2 pseudogenes are annotated in these 1,410 nt (G+C 72.0%); both read right to left on the bottom strand.

From position 1 onward, the window contains the following. Positions 1 to 909: pseudogene (locus EF918_RS37840) on the bottom strand (hypothetical protein); the annotation flags it as partial. A 10-nt stretch (positions 910 to 919) separates the two neighbouring features. Beyond that, positions 920 to 1,410 (bottom strand): annotated as a pseudogene (locus EF918_RS35715) (response regulator); the annotation flags it as partial.

Here is a 1,410-nt window from a genome sequence, read left to right as displayed (position 1 = left end):
GTCGGGGGTGTCGGGGAGGCGATCGGCATCGGGGCGATGATCGATGTCGGGGAGGCGATCGGCATCGGGGCGATGATCGCTCTGGGCCCCGAACCCCATGAGGGCGGCATTGCGTACGAGGGCGCGGCTGCGCGAGTAGCCGTACCGCACCTGGAAGAACTCGTTGCTCTCGTCCTGCACGAGCAGCCGCTCCGGAAAGACGGGCAGTTCGTGCGGCGGAACGGCGACCATGGCCCACACGGCGGCCTCCGCCCCGAACCGCGCCCGGACGTCCCCCTCGCTCCGCGGCACGGGCGCGACCTTGACCGCCCCGGGCCCGTCGCCGTACCCCTGGCTCCGCAGAATCCGTCCGAGCGCCTCGCCCACGACCCGCCACCGAAGCCCGCCGTCGCCGGTGGAGCAGGAGGCTTGGGCTTCGGCCAGGTCTTCCGCACGGGCTGAGGCTGGGGCTTCGGCTCGGTCTGGGGCTTCGGCTCGGTCTGAGGCTTCGGCTCGGTCTGAGGCTTCGGCTCGGTCTGAGGCTTCGGCTCGGTCTGAGGCTTCGAAAGGGAGAGAGACGGCGGCGCACCCATAACCCCGCCCCCGCGCGACGACCTGCTCCCGCACCAGGGCCCAGGCCTCGTCGCCCAAGGTGAAGGAGAGGAACCCCGGCCCGGTGACGTCCACCCGCGCCATGCCCGCCACCCCGGCGAGCCGCTCCCGCAGCACCCCGGCCACCTCCCGCGGCGGCCGACCGGCCTGCCCGGCGATCCGCAGCGCAAGGTTGCTGGCGTAGTCCCCGGTGCCCCCCGGCCGCGTCCGCTCGACGACGACCCGCTCGGGGACCGTGACGCGGGCGGCCAGCTCCCCGTCCTCGACCGCGCAGCGCACGGCGTGCGCGAGGCTACGGGGGAGGTCGGCGGGGGTCACGGGACCCAGCCTAGGGGAGAAGGTCCCCCCGAACGCGAACCGGTTTCGCCATGTGAACACCCTTGCGTTCGATGATCCTCCGCACGAGCCGCACCAGCTCCGCCGGCTCGAAGGGTTTGGCGAGGAACGCCTCCACCCCGGCCGCGATCCCGGTCTCGACCTCGTACTGGGTACAGGCGCTCACGATCACGAGCGGCAGGTCCCGGGTCCGCGGATCGGCCCGCAGCCGTGCGGCGGTCCCGAACCCGTCGAGCCGGGGCATCACCACGTCGAGGGTGACGACGTCAGGACCGACCCGGTGGACGATCTCCAGACACTCGGCACCATCGGCCGCGGTCACGACCTCGAAACCCTCCAGTTCGAGATTGACCTTGATCAGTTGCCGGATGACCTTGTTGTCGTCGACAACGAGGACCCGACCCGGGGCGCCTGACACAACTCAACAGTAGGTGGAGCCCGGCCCCCGCGTCCGGGTTTTCGCCACTTCCACCCCCTCCGGGC

Source organism: Streptomyces sp. WAC06614 (assembly GCF_003949795.1).
Lineage (GTDB): Bacteria > Actinomycetota > Actinomycetes > Streptomycetales > Streptomycetaceae > Streptomyces.
Note: the sequence above shows the minus strand (reverse complement) of the source record. Positions and strands in the feature narration are given on the sequence as shown.